The sequence below is a fragment of the Roseimaritima sediminicola genome (assembly GCF_009618275.1).
Classification (GTDB): domain Bacteria; phylum Planctomycetota; class Planctomycetia; order Pirellulales; family Pirellulaceae; genus Roseimaritima; species Roseimaritima sediminicola.
Genome location: NZ_WIAD01000050.1, coordinates 1 through 22,708, shown reverse-complemented (window position 1 = coordinate 22,708; position 22,708 = coordinate 1). Strand labels below are relative to the sequence as shown.

Sequence of the window (22,708 nt, the reverse complement as noted above, 5' to 3'; positions counted from 1 at the left end):
TTTCGCTCCGCCGAAAGTCGCCACCACGCTCGTAGCCGAAGTCACCAGACTTTGGAGAGTGTCGCCTTTCGCTCCGCCGAAAGTAGCCACCACGCTCGTAGCCGAAGTCACCAGACTTTGGAGAGTGTCGCCTTTCGCTCCGCCGAAAGTAGCCACTACGCTCGTAGCCGAGGTCACCAGACTTTGGAGGGGGCAGCACCGGAATCCCGGCTCGAGCCGCTGCGGTACGCAAACCGGCATCGCCTAAAGGCTGGACTCCAACGCTCCCCCCCCCCCCCAGACTCTAACCAGCGCGGCAAGCGCACCGGCCCAAAGTCTGGCGGCTTCCGCTACGGGCTGCGCTCACTTCGCGGGCCGCATCAAGAACGCGAACAGATCGCGGACGTCTTGAGGCGACAATGAGGATAATAGATTTTCAGGCATCAAAGACACCGCAGAAGCGTCGAGTTGTTCGACGTCGTCGCGAGCAATCGTGACCGCTTGCCCTTCTGCGGTCCTTAACACGTAGGTTTGGGGCGTCTGATCCTCCAACAGCCCCGTTAAAACTTGTCCGTCGACGGTCAAAATTCGGTAGTTCGTGAACTCTTCGCGAATCGCCGCCGAGGGATCCACGATGGCATGAGCCAGGAAGGCCAGGTTGGTGCGTTCGTATCCGGTCAGATCCGGCCCCACCTTGCCGCCTTCGCCCAGCAGCGTGTGGCATTTGCCGCAGTGCTGCTGGTACAGTTTACCGCCGTGGTCGAGTCGTCCGCTGCCGCCGGCGGCCAACCACTGCTGGACCTGCGCGATCTGCCGCTGCTTGGCTTCGGGTGTCGCCCGCAGCGTCCCCCAGTGCTGCTCCAGCCGCTCGTCCAGCGTCGGATCCTCCAGGGTGCGCATCTGCATCACCACGTCCGGCGGCACGCGTTCGGCAGCGATCCGGGCCGCGGCGATCTCATTCAGCAGAGCATCCGCCCAGGCCGGGCGGCTGGCCAGCACCCGGATGGCGATCTCCCGCAGGTTGCTGCTGTCGTCCATGGCGTGGTGGTAGGCCGACGCGATCGCGGCTCCGAGGCCGGGGTCTTCGTACCGGCTGAGCGCCTGCAGGGCGGCCCGGCGCACGGCTACCGAGGGATCTCCGGTCAAGCGGCTGCGAAGCGCACCGACGGCGGCCGGTGGACGGGTTTCTCCCAGAGTCTCGATCAAGCGGATCCGCTCGCCCGGCAATCGGGCCGTATCGGCGATGTGCCGCAGAGCCAACTTCACCGCTTCGGCTTCGCCCTGACGCAGCCGCAGCGGCAGATCCGACTCGGGCCGCTGGGCGCGATACTCCGCGATCTGTTCGCGCAAACCCTCCGGCAGGGCCTCGACCGCTCGGCCGACAAAGGCTTCTTCAAAGCCACGCATCAACCGTTCCTGGGACGCCAGGTCCGGCGCCCGCCGCATCAGGGCCGCACAGGCCTCGAAGTCGGCCGCTTCTCCCGCCGCCGCAAACCGACGCATCAACCGGCCGGCGACGATCTCCTGGACCAGCGGCTGGGACCACAGCGACGGATCCTCGAACAGATCGACCACGGCGTCCGGGGCGGAAGCGCAGTGACGCTCCAGAGCCCACCAGACCAACAACGGCAGATGCAGGTCTTCCAGATCTTCGCCGCGGCGAAGCATCGCATCGATCACCGGCAAGGCGGTTTGCGAAGGCAACCGCGCGGCGCTCGAAGCCAACTGCGAGCGGACGCGGGGATCGGTTTCGTGTTTGGCCAACGCGACCAACGCGGCCGCTTGGTCGCCGGTCGCCGAACGTCGGTCACCGATCAGGCGGATGGCCCAGCGCCGCAGGTCGGCGTCGGATTGCTCGGCGGACAACAAGCCCAACAGGGCCCCGTCGCGCAAGGCTCCACGGCGGCTGAGCGTCCACAGGGCCTCCAGTCGACGGGGGTCGGACGCGTCGTCGAGGATGCGTTGAAGCTCGCCGTCCAGGCCCTCGTCGACGCGCGTTGCCAACACATCCAAACCGGCGAAGCGGATCGTGCGGCTGGGATGCGACAGCACCGCCAACAGGTCCGCTCGGTCCAAAGCCGTCAGATCGAAACGCGTTCGAGAAGCGATCGGCTGTGCCGCCGAGGAGGGGCCGGACGCGTCCGCCGCCTGGGTCTGCTGGTCAACCTCTGTATCGGCTGGCCGCACGCGGTAGATCCGGCCGCTGGACTTGTGCCAGTTGTCGCGGGGGTCGACGTGCGTCAACCGCGTGTCGTACCAGTCGGCCAAGTACACCCCGCCATCGGGACCCACGGCGATATTCACCGGGCGGAACCAGCGGTCGTCGGTTTCGATGGTCTGCTCGAAATCCTCGGTGCGGAACGTCGATGTATCCTCCTGCAGGTGGCTGCTGACGACGCAGCGCTGCAGCGGGTTGATGGCGATGATCTGGTCGCGGTAACGCGGCGGCAGCACGTCGTCCTGATAAACCACGAACGACTGCGTAAAGCGACGCGTGTCGCCTTCGAAGCGCATGTGCCGAAAGAAACCAAAGGCATAGGGATTGGTCAGCGGCCCGTGCTTGCCCCAGCTCTTCTGCCCGTAGCTGCCCTGCGGATAGAACATGCCTCGCGTGCTGCCGGCATTGGTCCCGGAGAACGTCAGTCCGGTGTCGGTGATCTCCAGTCCAAACGTATTGCCGCCGCCCTCGGCAAAGATTTCGAACCGGTGGCCGGTCGGGTGGTAGCGCCACACACACTGGCCGCGAAACGGCGTGACGGCCTGGGGATCTTCGGCCAGCGGAGCTCGGACCGCTGCCGTGGTCGTACTGCCGTTGACGCCGTACAACCATCCGTCGGGCCCCATGCGGATACTGTTGGCCACCGAGTGCGTGTCCTCCAGCCCAAAGCCGCTCAGATGCACCGTCGGCGGGCCGTCGATCACGGCGTCCTGGTCCGCATCGGGATAGAACAGCAGGTAGGGCGGGTTCATCACCCAGATGCCTTCCGGGGTGACGGCCACGCTGGTCGCAATATTCAGGCCCGTGATCACGTCGCGGTGCGAGTCGTAATCGCCGTCGCCATTGGTGTCCTCGAACACCGTCACCCGGTCCTCGCCCGGAACGTGGTTCGGCGGGGCTTCGGGGACGCGGTCGAAGACGGCGCGGAGGTGTTGGTCGTAGCGAACGATTTTCAGTCCCGCCGGAAAGGGATACTGCAGGTACTGCACGACCCACATCCGGCCCTTGAAGTCGAAGCTGACGTGCAGCGGTTGAGCGATCTCGGGTTCGGAAGCGACCAGCTCCACCTGCAGGTCGTCGGGCACGGACAACCGCCGAAGCGTTTCCATGGGGGTGGCCGGCAGGGAGTCGTCTCCCACTTCGCCGCGTCCTTTGAACTCGCGCATCACGCGAGCCACTTCCTCGTTGCCCGCGGGCAGCTCGGACGGATCACGCGACGACGGTTGCTGGGCCAAGGCCGGCGATAAAGCGACCAGGACGCACAACACGCTCAGCCAGCCTGCCGGCGACGCGAGAAACCGTCGAAGGCAATCAGACCGAAAGAAGGGAATACACATACAGCACCAAGGCGGGAGGATGGGCAAGGAGGGGAAGCAGGTTGTTGGTTGTTAGTTGTTAGTTGTTGGTTGTTGGTTGTTGGTTGTTGGTTGTTGGTTGGTGGTTGGTGGTTGGTGTGTTGGTGTGTTGGTGTGTTGGTGTGTTGGTGTGTTGGTGTGTTGGTGGTTGGTGTGTTGGTGGTTGGTGGTTGGTGGTTGGTGGTTGGTGTGTTGGTGGTTGGTGGTTGGTGGTTGGTGGTTGGTGGTTGGTGTGTTGGTGTGTTGGTGTGTTGGTGTGTTGGTGTGTTGGTGTGTTGGTGTGTTGGTGTGTTGGTGGTTAAGAGAACAACATTCCTGCGCAACACTTCCCCCCTCTCCCCCGCGGCGCCGCGAGCGTCAGCGAGTGAAGCTGCGGGGGAGAGGGGTCGGGGGTGAGGGGGCCTCCGGCGCAAACGCCTGGAACGCCACGCCGTTTATGCCCAACCACGAACAAACGAGCACGAGCACGAGCACGAGCACGAGCACGAGCACGAGCACGAGCACGATGAACTAACAACTAACAACTAACAACTAACAACCAACAACCAACAACCAACAACCAACAACTAACAACTAACAACCAACAACCAACAACCAACAACTAACAACTAACAACTAACAACTAACAACCAACAACTAACAACTAACAACTAACAACTAACCTACGGCACAAACCGGTGCTCACCGCGGCGGGCGGCTTCCAGCGACCGAAGGGTGTCCTGCGGGATGCCGGGATCGCCCTGAGCGGTCATCCAGCGATCCAGTTCGCGATTCAGCTCGGCTAGTTTCTCCGCCATTTCCGGCTGGTCCGCGAGGTTGGTCATCTCGTGGGGATCCTCGGCCGTATGATAAAGCTGCACGGCCGGACGTCGCATGTAGCGGCGGGTCAGCCGATACGTGTTGGCATCCTCGCTGGCCTGACCGACCCAGGACTGCCAGTAGGGGTTGTTCAATTTTCCGTTGCCCTGGATGCCCATCAAATGCCGCTCGATGTACAGCTCCTCGGGCGTCAGGTTGCGGATCAACCGGTACTGGCCGTCGGTGATCGTCCGCACGGGGTAGGGCGGTCCTTCGGGAAGATTGTTGTGCAGGCCGTAAGCATAACGCCGCGCGGTATCGGTCTGTCCCAACAGCACCTCGACGAAACTCTGTCCATCGATCGGCGGGGCGTCGGCAGAGGGCGAGAGTCCGGCCAGTTCCATCAGCGTGGGCAGCACGTCGGCGTACTGGACGATGGCGTCGGTTCGCCGGCCGGCGGGCACGCGCCCCGGCCAGCGAGCTACCAAGGCGGTGTGCACGCCGGTGTCCCAGTTGGTCCATTTGCATCCGGGAAACTGCGAGCCCTGCTCGGACGTAAACAACACCAGCGTCTCGTCCGCCTTGCCACTCTGCTCGAGCATCTCGAGGATCTGTCCGACTTGGCCATCCATGTAGGTGATCTCGGCCAGGTATCGCGAGAAGGCTTCCCGCGTCAGCTTGGTGTCGGCCAGGTGCGGAGGCAGACGCAATTGATCCGGCGGGTACTGCGAGGCGTCGCCCATCACCCATGGCACGTGCGGTTCGACCAAGGCCACCACCAGGGCGAACGGATCGTCGCCAGCGACGAACTCAGCGGCGGGTTGCAGGTCGCAGGTGCGCGTCGGGTCGCGCACGCAGTTCGGATCGAACCCGGCTACCCTTTCAAACGGATAGACCGCACGCGGTTTCACGTGCACCTTGCCGGCCAGTCCGACCCGGTAGCCGGCCCGCTCTAGCCGCTGCGGCATGCTGATCGTATCGGGTCGGCTGGCCGAATGGTTCCAGGCGCAGCCGTTGCGCATCGGGTACTGTCCGGTGTACAGCTCCGAACGACACGGCTGGCACATCGCCTCGCTCAGGTACGCTCGATTGAACGTCAACCCTTCGGCGGCCAAGCGATCGATGTTCGGCGTCTGGGCGTTCTGGCCACCGTACAGCGGCAAGTCGCTGAAGGTGCAGTCGTCGGCGATGATGATCAGAACGTTGGGCCGCTCTGCGGCAACCGCGGGCACCAAACCGACGAATGCAATCGCCCACAACAAGGCGCAGGACAGTGCACAGGAGCGAGACACAGGCATAGCAATTCCGGTGAAAGCAGGGCGGGGTGAAGGGCGGCGCAAGGCGTTTCATTCTAATCCCCGCGGCGACGCTGCGGGGCCGATGACGCGGCAAACGCGACAAACGCAAATCTCAGCAGGAGATTTTCCTTGGTGTGCGATCAGTGAAGATTAAGCACGTCGCAACATTTCATTCGGCTTTACTCTCCCACTGAGAGAGTAAAGCCGAATGAAATGTTGCGACGTGCTTAACGGACTGGCGATCCAGCCGTAAACGCATGGCTCACTGAATCCACCGCTCTTCTAGCAACCGGGAATTCAATCCGATGAAACGCATTGTCTTGGCGGGTCTCGCCGGCGCCGTCATCTATTACGTTTGGCAGCTGCTGGCCTGGATGGTATTGCCCATTCACGGCCCGACGGTCGGCCCCTTGGTCGACGAGGATACGATCCGCGACGCGGTCATCGCCCAGGACTTGGACACCGGCGTGTACGTCGTCCCCTACGGCAGCAGCGAAGCGATGATGGATCCCGCATCGGAATACCGTCAGCGGCATCAGCAAGGTCCGATTTTTACCTTGTTCGTTCATCGCGAAGGTGGCCCGCCGATGCCGCCGACCACGATGCTGCTCGGTTTTTTGACCGACTTTCTGGGCGCCTCAATCGTCGCCACGCTGCTGTGCTGTGCCGCCGGCGGTTGCTGCTGCAAGACGTACCTGCAGCGAGTGGGTTTTGTCAGCGGCTTCGGCGTCTTCCTGGCCTTGATGGGACACGTCGCGTACTTCAATTGGATGTGGTTTCCGGCGCACTACACGGCCATGTTCGTCCTGGACGTGATCGTCGGCTGGTTCCTGGCCGGCCTGGCGATCGCCGCGATCATCAAGCCGTCGGACGTCTGCGACACCCCCACGACCATCCCCGCCGAACGCTAGCCCGCGGTTCGATCGTGACTCGGCTGAGGACAGCCGAGCTACTATTGGGGGCTCGCAAGAGAATCGCCAGTTGCGAAGCAACGACCGTCGATAGCCTGGGATGCCAATCCCAGGTCGGCGCTTCGCGATTCAGCGCGTTGCGGCAGGCGCCAAACCACAGAACCGGACGCTAGCGCGCCAGCGGCTGATGGACACATCCGCCGCCGGAGGGCTAGACTCGGATCAGTTGTCAAATCGACGACAGCTTCCTGGCGTTACGACATCAATCTGATGGCGCTACAGAAATGCGGATCGCCGCGACAGATTATCTGCAAACTACCTTCGGCAAACGAGTTGCGCTCGCTCCGACGTTGTGACTCCCGCTTTGGCATGATCGCTGCACCTTGATAGGAGTGCTGAACAGGTCCCACGACGGGGCCCATCGGCTCCTCCCCCCGCACAGGAATTGCTGACATGACTTGGCTGACAAAATCGCTGCTGACCCTGACGCTCCTGACCACCGGCTCGCTGTCCACCGCTCAGGCTGACACCTACGAACACATCGACCAGTTGGCCCTGCGGATCGCCGGAAATGCCCGCCGCCTGATCCCGGAAACCCGGCACTACCGGCACACCCACGAGTACCGGCACCTGCTGTCGGACGCTCGCGACCTGGAACGCTTGGCCGACCACCTGCACGAGCTCGCTCACCATCACGGCAGCCTGCACCACATGCAGGCCGATGTCGCCTCGCTGGATCGCCGCTTCCATCACTTGGAGGACTTGATCGAATCGATCGAACGTCATTCGCGACACGGTCATGGGCATGTGCACGGTCATACCGAACATGTATGGAGTCTGCTGCATGCGATCGAAGACGACCTGCATCACTTGCAGGAAGACCTGCGGACGCTCTCCGGCACGGCCCGTCATCACAGCGGACGAATCGTGGTGCCGCAGCCGATCATCGTCGACCCACCGGTCGTCCATCCCCATGTCGACTCGCACCGGAGCCGCTGGGGCGGGTACAACCCTGGCTTCGATCGCCACCGCTTCGATGCCCACAGCTTTGACCGCCACCGCTTCGACCGCGGCCACGACGTTCGACGTGGTCGCCGTTCGTTCTCCATCGGCGGCGGCAGCTCGCGGATCACCTTCGGTTTCTAAAGCGAACCGTTTCCAGAACGGCATCACGCCGGCGTCCCAGCCACCGAGGCTGAGTGGTTAGAATGAGTCCGCCCGGATCACGTTCGTGATAATTCCCGTCGACCGGGCGTGACTGAATCACCCTGACCGAGGCTCCGCTAATGCTCCCCGTGCTCCGCAACTTCTTTGTTTGTTCTCTGGCCGTACTCGCGTTTCCGCACGCATCGGTCTTCGCGCAAGACGTCGCCATCGGCGAGCTCGATCCGGAGATGCGGCTGAGCAGCAAGTCTGCCGACGGCCTCGAGTGGTACGACGTGACGCAGTGGGGCGTGGAAGGCCGCATCTTGCCGGACCAGCCGCGCGAGCGTTGGTTCGATCGGCTGCCTGCGGCGGCCGAAGGCCATGTGACCAGCAACGTCTGGAACCTCAGCCGCGATAGCGCCGGCATGATGGTGCGGTTCAAAACCGACGCGACCACCCTGCACGTGCATTACAAGCTGCGCAAGAGCAACCTTTCGATGGTTCACATGCCGGCCACGGGGGTCAGCGGCGTCGACCTGTACGCTCGCAACGCCGCCGGCGACTGGCGCTGGGTGCAGGTGGCACGGCCGGGATCCCAGGAAGTGAAGACGCAGCTGGTCAGCGGACTGGCGCCGGGCCTCCGTGAATACGCCGCCTACCTGCCGCTGTACAACGGCGTGGAATTCATGAGCATCGGGGTCCCGCCGGGAAGCCACTTCGAAGGCTTGGCCCCCCGCGGCAAACCCATCGTGTTCTACGGAACCAGCATCACGCACGGGGCCTGTGCCAGCCGGCCCGGGATGGTCCACACGGCGATCCTCGGCCGCCGCTTCGACCACCCGGTGGCGAACCTGGGTTTTTCGGGTAACGGCCGCATGGACAAGGCGGTCGGCGAGTACCTGGCCCAGGTCGATGCCGCCATGTACGTCATCGATTGTCTGCCCAACATGAACGCCGAAGCGGTGTCGACCAAATGCGTCCCGCTGGTCCGCCAGCTGCGGGCCGCTCGCCCCGATACGCCCATCGTGTTGGTCGAGGATCGACGCAACACCAACGACTGGATCCTGCCCGCGCGGCATGAGCACCACACGCGCAATCACGCGGCCTTGAAAGCCGCCTACCAGCAATTGGTCGACGAGGGCGTCGGCGGGCTGCACTACATCCCCGGCGACCACCTGTACGGCCGCGACGGCGAGGGAGCGACCGACGGCTCCCACGCCAACGACCTGGGCTTCATGCGTCAGGCCGACGCGTTCGAACCCGTGCTACGCGCGGCTTACACCCAGGTGGGTTCCCAGCCGGGCCGGTAAGCCTTGCGGACATAGGCGTCGGCCGGCGGAAGGTTGGTGACCTGCGCCGCGTCGGCGTTCCACTCGAGCGGTTGACCGGCAAAACGGACCGCGATGGTTCCCAGCAGAACCGTTTCGGTCAGCGGTCCGGCGTAGTCGAAGTGCGACGTCGTTTTGCCCTCACCGCGGCACGCGTCGGCCCACTGAGTGTAGTGGTTCACGCTTTCGACGACCGGCAAATCCTGCGACGCGAAACGCTCTTCGGGGAACATCACGGGTTGGGCGTAGTGCGGGATGACCATCGAACCTTTCTCACCGACCAACACCGACCCGGCTCCGGGCAGTTTGTAGTCCTGGGGCACATCGCCCAGGGCTTCACGCGGCGGCCGCACGTCGACGCCGTCGTACCAGGTGACGGGGATCGTGTCGGCCGCGGTGTACTGCGTGCCGGGAAAGACGTACCGCACGGTCGCCCAATCGGTCCACGACTCGGGATACATCGCCGGCGCCTCGGCAACCAGTTTGGTTGGCGCGGTCAGCTGTAAAGCTTTGAAGACCGGGTCCAGGATGTGGCAACCGAAATCGCCCAGTTGCCCGGTGCCATAGTCCTGCCAGCCGCGCCAGCGGAACGCGTGGTACATGTCTGCCTTGTAGGGTCGCCGCGGGGCGACGCCCTGCCACAGATCCCAGTCGACGTGGCTGGGCACCGGATCGCTGCCGGTCGGCCGAGCCAGGTGCCGTGGCCAGCGGGGGTTGCCGCCCTGCCAAGCGTGAACCGATTTGACCTTGCCGATCACGCCTTCGTGCACGCGGCGGACGGCTGTTCGGTACGCCGAATGCGATTGAATCTGATTGCACATCTGCGTGACCGCGTCGTACTTGGCCGCGGCCAAACGCATCTGACGAGCTTCATGCACCGAATGCGTCAGCGGCTTCTGACAGAAGACGTGCATCTTCTGATGCATCGCCGCCATCGAAATCGGCGCGTGCATGAAGTCGGGCGTTGAAACCAGCACGCCCTGGATGTCCTGGGACTCATCCAGCAGTTTGCGCCAGTCGGCGTACTGCCGGGCCGCCGGATAACGCTCGGCGGCGCGGCCGAGGTGTTCTTTGGAACTGTCGATGTCGCACAGCGCGACGACCTCAACGTGCGGACTGGCCGCGACGCCCAGCAGGTCGCTCCAGCCTTTGCCGCCGGTGCCGACACTGGCGATGCCCATCCGGCTGTTGGCACCGTAAACGCGGGAATACTGTAGCGCCGGCAGGGCCAAAGCGGTCCCGGCAACGGCGGCGGTTTTCAGGAAGGAACGACGATCTGGCGAAGCGACCATGGGCAGGATTCCGTACAGGCGGGAAAAACAAAGCAAAGGGAAGGGCACCGATTCTAACCCAAACCACCACCGGTTGCCGCACTTTGCCCGCAACCTTTATGACTCCGCCAAAATCTATGTTAAAAACCTTTTTACTCCCCTCTCCCCCGAAGCCTGGCGAGCCTAAGCGAGTCAGGCTTCGGGGGAGAGGGGCCGGGGGTGAGGGGGAATGCAACGCAGCACTGCAAACCGTCCAGCACAATCGCTCCATGGACTGCGGCAACACGGTATCGTCGTTCCGTACAGCCGACTCCGAAAGCGGCCATTTCATCCGGTGCAAGAAGTCATACAAATGCACCGGAGCTCCCTTCCCCCGGCTCCCTTCCGCCCATCCTGGGTAAGTGGATCTTGGCCAGGGCCGGCAGAGAGAGGGCAAACGTCGAGATACAATAATTTTCCCAAATCATCCCTGCCTCCTGCTTAGAATGGCGGCGGGAACCGCTCCCTACACTATCGCTCGCCTCTCGCTTCCCACCGCCCAATCGCCATGAACCATGCCCGCCCCCGCGTTCGCGCTACGCTGCCGCTCGCCGTATTCCTCGCCACGCTGCTCGGCCTCCTATCCGCCGCCTCGAACGCGCCGGCGGCGGATCGGCCGCCGAACTTCATCGTGATCTTTTGCGACAACCTGGGCTATGGCGACATCGAACCGTTTGGCTCTCGCCTGCATCGCACTCCGAACCTCAATCGCATGGCTCGCGAAGGCCGCAAGTTCACGCACTTCTGCGTCACCGCCGGCGTCTGCACGCCCTCACGCGCGAGCCTGATGACGGGCTGCTACTCCCAGCGAGTCGGCCTGCACACCAATCCCCGCGACGGCTGGGTCCTCCGCCCCGTCTCGCCCTATGGCCTGCATCCTCAGGAAGAAACCATCGCCGAAGCGCTCAAACAACGCGGCTACGCCACCGCCATCGTCGGCAAGTGGCATCTGGGCGACCAACCTCCATTCCTGCCCACCCGCCACGGCTTCGACTGGTTCTTCGGCGTGCCCTATTCCGACGACATGACGCAGCGCACCTGGACCGACGGCTCCGAGTGGCCGCCGCTGCCGCTGATGGAAAACGAGAGCGTGATCGAAGCTCCCTGCGACCGCGACGGCTTGACCCGGCGCTATACCGAGCGAGCCATGCAGTGGGTCGAAGCGAATCGCGACCGGCCGTTCTTTCTGTACTTTCCGCAAGCCATGCCCGGCAGCACGTCCAAGCCGTTTGCCAGCCCCGAATTCAAAGGCCGCAGCCGAAACGGTCCCTGGGGCGACGCCGTCGAAGAACTGGACTGGTCGCTGGGCGTGATGCTGCAGCAGCTGCGCAAACTCGGCTTGGCCGAAAACACGTTGGTGATCTGGACGAGCGACAACGGCGCCCCGCTGGCCCGCGATCCCGAGGACCCACGCCGCGGTTCCAACAGGCCCCTACACGGCCGCGGCTACACGACCAGCGAAGGTGCCTTCCGCGTGCCCACGATCGCTTGGCAGCCGGGTCGCGTTCCGGCGGGAACCGTCTGTGATTCGCTGTGCACGACCATGGACCTGCTGCCCACCCTCGCCGCCCTGGCGGACCGGCGTCTGCCAGCCGATGAGAAGAATCTATCACTAGGCGAGAGAAATCTACCGCGTGACGGCGGAAATCTTCCAGCCGATGAAAGGAAACGTGCGACTGGTGGCACAAAGCTCTCAGGCGGTGACAACGGGGCAGACCGGCGCCGAATCATCGATGGTCATGACATCTCGGGGCTGCTGTACGATGCGGTCCCCGGCGAGTCGCCCTACGAGGCGTTTTACTACTACGCCCAGGATCAACTGCAAGCGGTGCGCAGCGGGCCGTGGAAATTGTTCCTGCCGGTGAAGGCGTCGCGGCATCCGCACTTCGATGCCCGCACTCCGCCACAGCCGCTGCTGTTCAACGTGGTCGAGGACATCGCTTGCGAGCACAACGTCGCAGCCCAGCACCCGGACGTTGTGGCGAGCCTGCAGCGGCGGGCCGAGCAGGCGCGCGAGGAGCTCGGCGATCGCGGCCGGCCCGGACGAGGTCAACGCCCCGTGGGCCGCATCGCCAAAGACGCCGAACCCGCCGCGTTGACACTGTCCCCGGTTCCCTGAGCCGTTTGGGCGACAGCCCCGGTTCCCCAAATTGAAATCGTTTTCTCCCCTCTCCCCCGAATCCTGGCGAGCCTAAGCGAGTCAAGATTCGGGGGAGAGGGGCCGGGGGTGAGGGGGATCGCCGTTTCCGACACACCCAACAATAAACTAACAAACCGGGGCTATCGCCCAAACGGCTCAAAACCTAGCTGCCGATGTTGGCGATGAACATCAGCAAGCCGACGATGATGACGCACACCGCACAGGCGGCGAGAAATCCGACGACGTCTTTCACCGTCGGTTTGACGAACTCCCAGTCCGACGCCGGGAACAATTTGCGCCGGGATGACGAGAACGGTTTGCCATACGCTCGCTCCAGGGCCAACCGATCGGCCTCGGGGTCCGCCAACACGGGCGTGTTCATCTTGGCGTAGAACCGCGTCAACGCATCCAGATGACCGCGCGGCGTGATGTAGCTGAGCAGCAACAGGACCAGGAAGGGCATCAGCAACCGGGGCGGCAAGCGGAGCGTTTCCAGCGTCGCTTTGGAAACACCCGATAGATCGATTCCCATGGCCGAGTACATCAACAGGTCGACGTTCAACGAGCCGACGCCGTACTTCAGACCTTCCTGCCGGTACACGCGCACATCGCCCTCGTCGGTGGTCCAAGCGTCGACCAATTTGCGTTCCTGCCGGCCCACCGGACGCGTGCCCTCGCGCCAGTAGATTCCCTGACCGCCGCTGACCATCGTGATGGTGATCGGTTCGCCCAGGACGGCCTCTGGTGGAGCCGTGCCGGTGCGGCGTGAACCGTCGTCGCCGCCCGTTTCGAGCCAGGCTTCGTAGCGAGCCACATCGGCCGCGGTGGCCGGCCGCTCGAACGTTTTCTCGACCACGTTGGTGGTCGTCGACAGCGCGGGCTCCGAACGCAAACCGGGGTTGGCCAGCGGAACGGCCACGGGCAAGATGAAGAACACCAACAACGAGAACAGGATGGTGCCCCACACGGCGTAGCGGTTGACGCGCCGCCAGTACATCCCAAGCCAGAACGGTGCGGCGAACAGAATGGGCAACTCCATCGCCATCTTGAACTGAGCGAACACGTCGCCGATCAACAGCGCGAACGTGGCCGCGCCGACGATGATCACCAGCCCCGTCAAACGCCCCACGCGAACGTACGTACGCTCGTCGGCGTTGGGATTCATGTACGCGGCGTACACGTTTCGCACCACCAGACCCGAAGTCACGATCATGTAGGTATCGGCGCTGCTCATCATCGCGGCCAGCAGGCAGGCCAACATCAATCCGACCAGTCCCAGGTTCAGCGGTCCCAGGATCTCGCGAGCGGCCACACCCCAGACGCGGTCCGGGTTGGCCGCGATTTCGGCACTGCCGGCCAGCAGGGCCAACGCGATCAAAGCGGTCAGCGCCCAGCCGGCGGTGCACAGTCGCTTGAGAAAATTACCCACGACCAGACCGATCCGGGCCTCGTCTTCGGTCTTGGCCGACCCGCCGCCGGTGGCGATGAAGTGCGGTTGGACGACGATCCCGATCATCGCCAACAACGTCAGCGAAACGATGTACTGAATCGGAAACTCGCCGCTGCTCGGTCCGGCGAACAAACTGAAGTGGTCTTCGGAGACCCGCTGGTGCATGATCCGAAAGCCGTCCATCAAGCCTCGTTGGCCTTCGCCGCCAAAGCGTGCGGCCAGCGCCCACAGGCCATAGGGGATCAGCAGCACCGACAACAGAATAATGAACAGGCCCTGAATCAAATCGGTCCAGTAGGCGGCGGTCAATCCGCCCAGCACCCCGTACAACACCACGACCACGGCGATCGCCGGGACCAACGTGTACTTCAGCTCCCATCCGAACAGTCCGGTTTCGAAGCCCAACAGCGGCACGGCGAACGCGGCGATCGCCGAAAACATGGTCGACAGATAAACCATGTAGAAGACGATCGCGAACGCCGTGTACGCGGCTCCCAGTGCCCGCGACTCGTACCGCTCGACGAACCAATCGCCGAGCGTCAGGTGACGCATGCGGCGGTACCACACGGCCGTGATCCAGTACACCGGCGTGACGAACAACCACATCAGGGCCGACCACACGCCGCTCAACCCGCTGCTCCACGCCGTGCTGCCCACCTGCACCGGTTCGTGGGCGCCGGTGCCCGCGCCAAAGGCCGCGAAGGTCTGCAGCAGTTTGCCAAAGCCGCGGTTGCCCATGAAGTAACCTTCCTGGTCGCGCACCCGCCGCATCGCCCACAACCCGATCCCAATCATGACCAGGAAGTAGCCGACCAGCACCGCGTAATCAATCGTTGTCATATTCGATGGCTTCCTGAAGCAACACTCTCCCTCTGGGAGAGTCGGGCTCTCAGGCCCGGAGAGGGCGTACACCAGGGCCCGATCATGATCGAACACGCGGCCACTTTCAAACCCTCCCCCCGGTAAACCGCCTTCCATTCGCCTCGCCCGGCGATCGGTTATCATGCAGAACCAGCACGAACCTGCAAATGCGCTCGTCAGCTTTTCTCTCTCCCTGCCGCCGATGATCCACCCGCAAGCACGACAGGACGAGCCCTCCACCCACCCGTCGCTGTTGGCTCGCGCTGCCGGCGGGGGCCCGCAGGCCTGGCAGTACCTGGTCCAGATCTACGGACCGATCGTCTATCGCTGGATCCGCCGCTGTGGACTGCAACCGGCCGACGCGGCGGACGTGATGCAGGACACGTTCCTGGCCGTTTCCGGAGCGCTGCACCGCTTCGATCACTCGGCGGCTGACGCCAGCTTCCGCGGGTGGTTATGGACGATCGCTCGCAACAAAATGCGTGACCTGCAGCGCCGCCAGAGCCAGCGTCAGGAGCTGGACGGCAGCGTGGCCCGGAGAAAACTCGACGACATCCCCGCAACCGACATCCCTACAGCCGACGGCCCCGCAACCGACGACTCGCCAGCCGCCGCGCCGCAGCCACCCAGTGCCGTCGACGAGGATTCCCAGTTGCTCCGCTGGCGGGCGCTGCAGTGCCTGCGTCAATCGATCGAACCGCGCAGCTGGCAGATGTTTTGGGAAACGACCGTCATCGGCCGGCCAGCCGGCGACGTTGCCCAGGAGATGCAGGTCAGCCGCTGGGCGGTTTACAAAGCCCGCACGCGGGTCCTGGAGCGTTTGCAGCGAGAACTGAAGGATTTGCTCTGACCGACGAGAAAAAGTCGCTTTTTTTCGCCGGCCTGTCCAATCGCGCCGTTGTGTGAAGTGCTCACGGTGACAGCGGTTCGTACCGCCTCGCCACGTCGCACCTCGTACCGCAGAGAACCAGACCATGATCGCAACCACGACGCAATGCTTGACCGCAGCGCAAATGCAGGCGCTCGTCGACGGCCGGCTGTCGCCCGACCAGTCCGATTCGCTGATCCAGCACGTCGACAGCTGCCACGAATGCCGCGAGCGGATCGAAGGATTGGATTCGGAAAACGTCGCCAGCACCTCGTGGTCGCTGCCGGCCGAACCGTCCCTCGCGGTGGATTCGGAGTGCGAGCTGGCGATCGGCAACCTGGTGCGTCAAAGCCCGCCGGCGGATCGGATCGGACCGCTCGAGGAATCGATGCAGCTGGGCCCCTACAAGCTGCTCGGGACGCTTGGCCAGGGCGGGATGGCCGCGGTGTGCCTGGCGATGCATCAACGCTTGAACCGCAAATGCGCGATCAAGTTCCTGCCGCGTCACCGTGCCAGCGACGCGGATTGGCTGCGGCGTTTCGATCGCGAGATGGTTACGGTGGCGGCTTTGGAACACCCGCACATCGTCCGTGCCACCGACGCCGGCCACGAAAACGGTTGGCACTTTTTGGTGATGGAGTATCTGCAGGGCATGGACGTCGGCCGCGTGGCCAGCACGCTGTCGCAATTACCCGTGGCCGATGCCTGCGGGATCGTGCATCAGGCCGCGTTAGGCTTGGCGTATGTCCACCAGCACGACCTGATCCACCGCGACATCAAACCATCCAATCTCATGCTGTGTCAGGGCGGCACGGTCAAGCTGTTGGATCTGGGGTTGGTTCTGGCCGGCGATGATCCGCTGGGCAGCGACGACCGGCTGACGACCGTGGGCCACCTGATGGGCACGATGCCCTACATGCCGCCGGAACAGCTGCTGGACAGCCGTAGCGTTTCGCAAGCCGCCGACGTGTATGCACTCGGGGCCACGCTGTACCGATTGCTGTGCGGCCGCACGCCCCATCCGGCCCAGCGGGGACTGGCCAGTCAAGTCTTGGCGATCACCCAGCAGAGCCCCCCGCCGGTGGACCGCCTGCGCGGCGACTGCCCTGAAGAGGTGTCGACGCTGGTGGGCGAGATGCTCGACCACGACGCAGCGAGCCGTCCCACGGCCGCTGAGGTTGCCGAGCGTTTAAAGCCGTTCGCGGCTGATGCCAAACTGAAGCGATTGGTCCGTCATGCTCAGCACAGCGAACCGGCCGGCGAGAACCTCGAGCCACCGTCTTGGATGCCGACGCCGGCCCGCGCCGTTGCCGCCCCGCCGGAGCGACCACGTCTGCGACGCTGGATGCTCGCCGGCGGCCTGCCGCTGCTGGTCCTGCTGGCCGGCTTCGTTATCAAGCTGCAAACCGAGCACGGCGACGTGACCATCGAGGGAGACGACGCCAACGCGGTCGTGTCCGTGCGCGATGGCGAAACCACGGTCGAACTCTCCCAAGCCGCCGGCGGTCAGCTCGGAACGTCCGTCGCCGCCGACAACGGGGCCGACAACCGCGTCTACCAAGGCCAGCCGCTGAGTTACTGGCTGGACTTGCTCCGGCGCGAGCAGGACGTGGAACAGTTTGCCGAGGCGATGAACGCGGTGGAAATGCTCTCTCGTGGCACAGACCAGCGTGTTGACGCTGCGGAAGCAACGCTATTAAAAGCTCGAGAACTCGGCGGGTTCGTGATCGGTCTTAGCAGCGATCCGTCGCGGGCTTTCATGGGTGATTTTCGTGTGTTATTCCGGCGTTACCTACCTGATCCAGGCCTGACGTTGTTGATTACCGAACTGCACGAAGGAAACCACAATAGCCGCTTGGCGACTCTAGCGGTTTTGGTCCCTGCTCAAACGCTTTTCCGCTCCGAGCTGACGGCGAGCACGAATCGCAGCGGGACGGAAACACGCGATTCACAAAGACTCTCGGCATCCGACAAGCAACAACTGCAGGAGCTGCTCGGCGGGCTGGAGAAAACGGTCCAGTCGCTGCAGGACCGCCCGGAAGACCGGGTCCATACCCTGGCTGTGGAAATGGCCGTTTCTTTGGCTGTGCACCTAGCATCTACTCACCTCGGCCCCGATCAGATACCCGATTGGACAGCCGCACCGATCGCTTCGCGTTTGCAGGAAAACCAGCAACGCTACAACCGATCGACAGAATACAAATCGCCCCTGGCAGCCAATCGTCCCAGTTGGCTGCCGACCTATGACTATCTGGCTTTTGCTCTCCGACACCAGGAAGAGGACCGCTTTCGCTTAGATGCTGACTTTGCAATCGCGTCTGCCGCCAATCATCACTTCTTTCAGGCCGATCGCGATATGGGTGAGCTGTTGAAGACGGTGGCAGCAGTCTACCCCGAGCATGAACGCGAACTGGCTGAGCAATTATTAGAATCGCTTCCAGCGATGCATCTATATCACGAGCAATTTGATGTATCGCTATATCACGAGCAATTTGATGTATCGGCCTCCGATCCCAGACGCCTGTCTTCTCATACCGTTTACTGGATGCAGGCAATCGAACGAATCGTCGCCGAACGCGAACTGACCGATCGCGCACTGACGGCGATGATACATGCCAAAGAAAGGTTACAAAAGCGCGATAGCGGTGTTGCCCAAGAGCTGCTCGCAGCGATTGACCAAGCACTTTACGTCCTTCAGCAGCGCTCGGACGGTAAGCCACCCACGGAGCAAGAAGGTGGCGAGATGAAAACCGATCCTTCCCTATCCTCTTCTGGTTCGCCTTACACGGCGAGCGCCCCCAGCGATGCGTCCCCAGCCGACAACCGCGTTTACCAAGGCCAGCCGCTGAGCTACTGGCTGGACCTGCTCCGACGCGAACAGGACGTCGACCGCATCGCCGACGCGATGAACGCGGCGGAAATCCTTTCGCGTGGTACGGACCGGCGTGGGGACGCCGCAAGGGTGACGCTAATGAAAGCCCGGGAGCTGGGGGGATACGTGATCGGCAGTCGCGGGTTCGGTGCGGGTTCCAGTAATCAAGACCCGTCCGGAGTCTTTATGGGTGATTTCGTGGAGACATTTCCACAATACATGCCCGATCCGGGCCTGCCATTGCTGGTCGCCGAACTGCATGAGGGAAACCTCAACAGTCGCCTGGCAGCTCTGTTCGTGTTGGCAACGGAAAAGGGTCCGTACCTAGGGGAGCAACCGGGGATCTCCCGTAACGAGAAACAGGGACGCCTGCATCAACACCTGGCGGCCGACCAGCAATTGCTGCAGCGATTACTCACCGGGCTGGAGAAAACGGTTCAGTCGCTCGAACAGCGTCCGGCAGACCGGATCCACACCCTGGCCGTGGACACAGCCGTATCCCTAGCGATGCAGTTGGCCTCGCAGCACCTCGGTCCCGACCAAACGCCTGATTGGATCGCCGCACCGATCGCCCAGCGTCTGGAGGATTATCAGAAACGCTATCGCCAATGGGTCGATGGCACGCTGACCGTCATCGACGGCGGACAGGGCATGAGCAACGGTGTGTCACGCCCGGTCTGGTTGCCGAACTATGACTTTCTGGCCTACGCGCTGGCGAACCGCACCGAAGACCGCTTTCAACTGGACGCCGACTTTGTGATCGCCTCGGCAACGCATGCCGCGATCCTTCAGATGGATCGTTCGATGAATGCTCTGCTGGAGCAGGTGGCCGAAGCGTATCCGGACCACCACCTCCAGCTGGCCGAACAGCTGCTCGGCCGGATTACCGAGATGTCCTTCCACGGCGGGCCCATCAGCGGCGGAGGACCCTACGATCCCAATGCGACGCACTGGACACTGGTCCCGCACGTGGAGTACTGGCAGCGAGCGGTCGAGCGAATCGTCGCCCAGGACGAACTGAGCGATCGAGCAATGCCGGCACTGCTCGACTGGAAAGGCAGGCTCGAAGGGCTCGAGGGTGGTGCTCCGCAGGCGTTGCTTGAAACCATTAAAAAGGCCATCCCTATTTTGAAAGAGCGGTGGACCGAGAAGCATTCGCAGCAAGGCGGCCCCGCGACCACCGGCGGGTTGTTTTGATCCTGTGGTTCGAGCGAACTGAGCCGCAAGCGAGTGCCTCGGGCCTAGAACCGCTATTCCAATATTTGCTCCCCTCTCCCCGCCGGTTTGGGCAAGTGGTGCTTGCCCAGGCCGGCGGGGAGAGGGGAGAAAGTGATCTTGTTTCTGACGAGTTTTTGATCGGCAAGAAGCCATTAACGAGTCTTCTCCGGGAGAGTCGAACTCTCAGGGTTTTGCCGAGAGATTCCTGCCGACGTGCTTATCGCCTAAACGGCTCAATAAATCGACAGCCGGTCACGTCCCCGGCTTACGCGATCAACCGGTACGTCAGAGCGGCCAGGGCGGCGCCGATGACCGGGCCGACCACCGGAACCCAGGCGTAACTCCAATCGCTGTCGCGTTTGCCCGGCACCGGCAACAGGGCGTGCACGATCCGCGGCCCCAGGTCGCGAGCCGGATTGATCGCGTAACCGGTCGTCCCGCCCAGCGAGAGGCCGATACCGAAGACCAACAGCGCGACCGTCAAGTATCCCAGCGATCCCAGCCCCAGTCTCGGGTCGGTGTCCGCTGGCGTCTCGCCCATCATCAAGCTGGGCGTGACGATCAAAAAGATCGGCAGGATCAACGCGAACGTGCCCACCACCTCGCAGAACAACGCTTGCGGCAACTTGCGGACGTTCGGTGCCGTACAGAAACAAGCCAGCTTGGCGTCCGCGTCCTCGGACAGACCGAAGTGCTCGCGGTAGAACAGGTACACCAATGCGCCGCCGGTCATCGCGCCGGCCATCTGTGCGACCAGATAACTCAGGGCCGCCATCACCGGGATCTTTTCGGCCAACAGCATCGCCACGGTGACGGCCGGATTGATATGAGCGCCGCTGAAATCGCCTGCACAGAACGCGCCGACAAACACGGCGATGCCCCAGCCCGCGGTGATCACGATCCAGCCGCCGCCGTGCCCCTTGGTACGCGCTAACACGACGTTGGCGACCACGCCGTTGCCAAACAGGATCAACATCATGGTTCCGATGAACTCAGCCACAAACGGCGACATACGCAGGGTCCTCGATCAGAAATCTAATTGTGCATCAGGAAGTGTTTCGCGGTGGCCTTGAACTGGGCAACTTGTTCGTCACACCAGGCGGGGTCCCGATCCAGTTCGCCAGCCATCAACCGGGCGACCGCGGGAGCGATCTCGACGGCCACGGGAGAATTTAGGAACAAGCTGCGTGTGCGCCGAGCCAGCACGTCCTCGACGGTCCGAGCCGCCTCATTGCGTACCGCCCAGACCACGTCCGCGGGGCACACCGGCAGCGCCGGATGCAAGGGCTCGGCCCACGCCGGTTGTTCCTTTTCCAGCAATTTTAATTCGGCCAGATCGGCTCCGTAGTACGCTCGCGGACCCGAGGGCAACGATTCGGTCGCGCCGTGGATCGGCAACTGTTTGGTTTGACAGGAGCCGGCCGACACCCCCGTCTGCTCGATCACCCGGTCCACACAGTCCTCGGCCATCTTGCGCACGGTCGTCCATTTGCCACCGGTGATGGTCAACAACCCCGAGTCCGAGGCCCGGATCACATGGTCGCGGGACAGGGAGGCGGTCCGCGCGGATTTGTCGCCTTTGACCAAGGGCCGGATCCCAACAAACACGCTCAACACATCGGTTCGCCTGGGCACCTCGGAAAGGAACTCGGCGGTCGTGTCCAGCAGAAACTGAATTTCCTGCTCCTGGGCCGAGGGCTCCAGTTCTACATTTTCGATTGGCGTGTCGGTCGTGCCAACGACGACATGGTCGTGCCAGGGGATCATGAACAGGACGCGTCCATCGGAGGTTTCCGGGACGATCAAGGCCGTGTCGCCGGGAAAGAACGAACGGGGCAGGACGATGTGCACGCCTTGGCTGGCCGCCAGCATCGGTTGACAGTCGGCCTCGTCCATCCGCCGCACGTCGTCGCAGAACGGTCCCGCCGCGTTGACCACACAGCGCGCGGCGATCTCCAACGTTTCACCGGTTTCCTGGTCCACCGCCTGCACGCCGGCGACCTTGTTTTGGTCGTCCTTGATCAGGCCCGTTACGGGAAAGTAATTCAGCAGGGTCGCGCCGTGTTCATCGGCCGTTTGAGCCATGTTGATCAACAGCCGCGTGTCGTCGAACTGGCCGTCGTGGTAGATCACGCCGCCGCGGTACTGTGCGGGACGCAGTGTCGGCAGCCGCTGGGCCGTCTTGGGTCCGGAAATGCCGTGCGAGCGACCAAACGAATTGCGTCCGGCCAATAGGTCATACACCTTCAGGCCCGCGCCGTAGTAGAACCGTTGCCAGCGGCTGCGACAGGGGATCAGAAACGGCATGTCGTGCACCAGATGCGGCGCGTTTTTCCGCAGCCGCGTGCGTTCGTGCAGGGCGTCGCGGACCAGGGTGAGATTGCCTTGCTGCAGGTACCGCACGCCGCCGTGAACCAGTTTCGTGCTGCGGCTGGAGGTGCCTTTGCCAAAGTCGGACTGTTCCAGCAACAACACGTCGATGCCCCGGCTGGCGGCATCCATCGCGATGCCCACGCCGGTCGCCCCGCCGCCGATGACGACCAGGTCCCAGGGCGTTTCTCGGGCGGCAACTCGCTCGAGGGCTTGGCTTCGTTTGGTCAGCACGCGTAGAACCTCCGGCGCGGTGAATCGACAAGTCAGGTTGGGTACCGCAAACCCCAGCAACCGGTCCGACACCGGCCCGAGGGCACAAGCTTAACATCGCCGCCCCGCTCGTGCACCGCCATAACCCGTTCGGCAACGCGAACTTCGACAAAGCCTGCCCGAGGCTCGGGAACTCACCCGGATCGGCTTGAGGAACTGGTGGAGATCTGGGAGTGGCTCAATAGCGAGATGAAGGAGTCCCGAAGGGACGGCAGGATGTAGCCACGGGCTCGCGCCCAATGCCATCTACTTTCACCATCGCTTGCGATTGAAGCGTTAGCGGAGCGGCGCAAGCCGCCCGGTGTGTGAAGGT

Annotated in this window: 12 protein-coding genes; 6 read left to right on the top strand and 6 right to left on the bottom strand. The window is 63.3% G+C overall.

The genetic code is table 11. The features are described from left to right. Nucleotides 1-342 precede the first annotated feature (342 nt). Both GE027_RS18610 and GE027_RS18605 read right to left on the bottom strand, forming a co-directional pair. Nucleotides 343-3,465 carry a DUF7133 domain-containing protein gene (locus tag GE027_RS18610; RefSeq protein ID WP_237607651.1) on the bottom strand — a complete coding sequence of 1,041 codons (3,123 nt, stop codon included), beginning with the start codon at nt 3,463-3,465 and terminating at the stop codon, nt 343-345. A gap of 749 nt (nt 3,466-4,214) precedes the next feature. Further along, entirely contained in the window at nt 4,215-5,648 is a 1,434-nt protein-coding gene (locus GE027_RS18605; RefSeq protein ID WP_153558726.1) for a sulfatase family protein, read from the bottom strand. Nucleotides 5,649-5,953: 305 nt separating this feature from the next. Between GE027_RS18605 and GE027_RS18600 the strand changes: the two genes are divergently transcribed. From GE027_RS18600 to GE027_RS18590, 3 genes are all read left to right on the top strand, one after another. After that, entirely contained in the window at nt 5,954-6,559 is a 606-nt protein-coding gene (locus GE027_RS18600) for a hypothetical protein (protein ID WP_153558725.1), read from the top strand. A gap of 453 nt (nt 6,560-7,012) precedes the next feature. Beyond that, on the top strand, nt 7,013-7,705 hold the full coding sequence (locus tag GE027_RS18595) for a hypothetical protein (RefSeq protein ID WP_153558724.1): 693 nt from the start codon (nt 7,013-7,015) through the stop codon (nt 7,703-7,705). A gap of 140 nt (nt 7,706-7,845) precedes the next feature. After that, nucleotides 7,846-9,015 (top strand): SGNH/GDSL hydrolase family protein, encoded by a 1,170-nt coding sequence (locus GE027_RS18590; protein ID WP_202617465.1) that lies wholly within the window; start codon nt 7,846-7,848, stop codon nt 9,013-9,015. On the opposite strand, the gene GE027_RS18585 is transcribed toward GE027_RS18590, so the two are convergent. Beyond that, nucleotides 8,982-10,325, bottom strand: a complete 1,344-nt coding sequence (locus GE027_RS18585; RefSeq protein WP_153558723.1) for a Gfo/Idh/MocA family oxidoreductase — start codon at nt 10,323-10,325, stop codon at nt 8,982-8,984. The genes GE027_RS18590 and GE027_RS18585 overlap by 34 nt on opposite strands. A 526-nt stretch (nt 10,326-10,851) precedes the next feature. On the opposite strand from GE027_RS18585, the gene GE027_RS18580 reads away from it, so the two are divergent. After that, on the top strand, nt 10,852-12,462 hold the full coding sequence (locus tag GE027_RS18580) for a sulfatase family protein (RefSeq protein ID WP_237607649.1): 1,611 nt from the start codon (nt 10,852-10,854) through the stop codon (nt 12,460-12,462). Nucleotides 12,463-12,646: 184 nt separating this feature from the next. Here GE027_RS18580 and GE027_RS18575 read toward each other — a convergent pair whose 3' ends face one another. After that, on the bottom strand, nt 12,647-14,773 hold the full coding sequence (locus GE027_RS18575; protein WP_162006813.1) for a sodium:solute symporter family protein: 2,127 nt from the start codon (nt 14,771-14,773) through the stop codon (nt 12,647-12,649). A 223-nt stretch (nt 14,774-14,996) separates the two neighbouring features. Between GE027_RS18575 and GE027_RS18570 the strand changes: the two genes are divergently transcribed. After that, the gene (locus tag GE027_RS18570) at nt 14,997-15,644 is read left to right on the top strand and encodes an RNA polymerase sigma factor (protein ID WP_153558721.1); all 648 of its coding nucleotides are present in this window, start codon (nt 14,997-14,999) and stop codon (nt 15,642-15,644) included. A 124-nt stretch (nt 15,645-15,768) separates the two neighbouring features. After that, complete coding sequence (locus GE027_RS18565) at nt 15,769-19,731, top strand: serine/threonine protein kinase (RefSeq protein ID WP_153558720.1); 3,963 nt, start codon at nt 15,769-15,771, stop codon at nt 19,729-19,731. 286 nt (nt 19,732-20,017) lie between these two features. Here the strand turns inward: GE027_RS18565 and GE027_RS18560 are convergent, their stop codons facing one another. Both GE027_RS18560 and GE027_RS18555 read right to left on the bottom strand, forming a co-directional pair. Further along, the gene (locus tag GE027_RS18560; RefSeq protein ID WP_153558719.1) at nt 20,018-20,764 is read right to left on the bottom strand and encodes an MIP/aquaporin family protein; all 747 of its coding nucleotides are present in this window, start codon (nt 20,762-20,764) and stop codon (nt 20,018-20,020) included. Nucleotides 20,765-20,787: 23 nt separating this feature from the next. Then, the gene (locus tag GE027_RS18555; protein WP_237607647.1) at nt 20,788-22,356 is read right to left on the bottom strand and encodes a glycerol-3-phosphate dehydrogenase/oxidase; all 1,569 of its coding nucleotides are present in this window, start codon (nt 22,354-22,356) and stop codon (nt 20,788-20,790) included. Between the last annotated feature and the right edge of the window lie 352 nt (nt 22,357-22,708).

Excerpts from the sequence above, each read along its gene's own strand:
- GE027_RS18560 (WP_153558719.1), bottom strand. The coding sequence starts at position 20,764 with ATGTCGCCGTTTGTGGCTGAGTTCATCGGAACCATGATGTTGATCCTG.
- GE027_RS18580 (WP_237607649.1), top strand. The coding sequence starts at position 10,852 with ATGAACCATGCCCGCCCCCGCGTTCGCGCTACGCTGCCGCTCGCCGTA.
- GE027_RS18565 (WP_153558720.1), top strand. The coding sequence starts at position 15,769 with ATGATCGCAACCACGACGCAATGCTTGACCGCAGCGCAAATGCAGGCG.
- GE027_RS18585 (WP_153558723.1), bottom strand. The coding sequence starts at position 10,325 with ATGGTCGCTTCGCCAGATCGTCGTTCCTTCCTGAAAACCGCCGCCGTT.
- GE027_RS18595 (WP_153558724.1), top strand. The coding sequence starts at position 7,013 with ATGACTTGGCTGACAAAATCGCTGCTGACCCTGACGCTCCTGACCACC.
- GE027_RS18600 (WP_153558725.1), top strand. The coding sequence starts at position 5,954 with ATGAAACGCATTGTCTTGGCGGGTCTCGCCGGCGCCGTCATCTATTAC.
- GE027_RS18590 (WP_202617465.1), top strand. The coding sequence starts at position 7,846 with ATGCTCCCCGTGCTCCGCAACTTCTTTGTTTGTTCTCTGGCCGTACTC.
- GE027_RS18575 (WP_162006813.1), bottom strand. The coding sequence starts at position 14,773 with ATGACAACGATTGATTACGCGGTGCTGGTCGGCTACTTCCTGGTCATG.
- GE027_RS18570 (WP_153558721.1), top strand. The coding sequence starts at position 14,997 with ATGATCCACCCGCAAGCACGACAGGACGAGCCCTCCACCCACCCGTCG.
- GE027_RS18605 (WP_153558726.1), bottom strand. The coding sequence starts at position 5,648 with ATGCCTGTGTCTCGCTCCTGTGCACTGTCCTGCGCCTTGTTGTGGGCG.